This is a genomic window from Rhizobacter sp. P2_H2, from assembly GCF_056403375.1.
This window is the reverse complement of the sequence record NZ_JBFUFP010001763.1, coordinates 1-621: the sequence shown is the minus strand read 5'-3', so window position 1 is coordinate 621 and position 621 is coordinate 1. Positions and strand designations below refer to the sequence as shown.

Below are 621 nucleotides of genomic sequence, written 5' to 3'. Positions count from 1 at the left end.
GATGTAGACCGTCACCCAGCGCCGCGGCAGCGTCTGCAGGTAGTCCATGCCCTGCGAATCGGGCTTGTCCTGCGTCTTCATTTGTCACCGCCCTGCTGCCAGGCCCGGCGCTGCAGCCCGAAGTAGCTGAACATGATGGCCGCCAGCAGGAACGGCACCATCAGCGTCGCCAGCGCCGCGCCCTCGCCCAGCGCCCCGCCGGGAATCGCGCGCTGGAACGCGAGGGTCGCCATCAGGTGCGTCGCGTTCAGCGGGCCGCCGCGCGTCAGCACGTAGATCAGCTGGAAGTCGGTGAAGGTGAACAGCACCGAGAAGGTCATCACCACCGCGATGATCGGCGACAGCAGCGGCAGCGTGACGTGCCGGAACTGCTGCCACGGCGTTGCGCCGTCGATCGCCGAGGCCTCGTAGTACGACGGCGAGATCGTCTGCAGCCCTGCCAGCAGCGAGATCGCGACGAAGGGCACCCCGCGCCACACGTTGGCGACGATCGTCGAGAAGCGCGCGTTCCACGGGTCGCCGAGGAAATCGACATACCGGTCGATCCAGCCGAGCTTCATCAGCACCCAGCTCAGCACCGAGAACTGCGCGTCGTAGATCCACCAGAACGCGATCGCCGAC

1 protein-coding gene is annotated in these 621 nt (G+C 67.0%); it reads right to left on the bottom strand.

The features are described from left to right. Positions 1-77 precede the first annotated feature (77 nt). The coding region (locus tag AC1D15_RS36075; RefSeq protein ID WP_477829867.1) for a carbohydrate ABC transporter permease at positions 78-621 on the bottom strand (544 nt) is incomplete at its 5' end.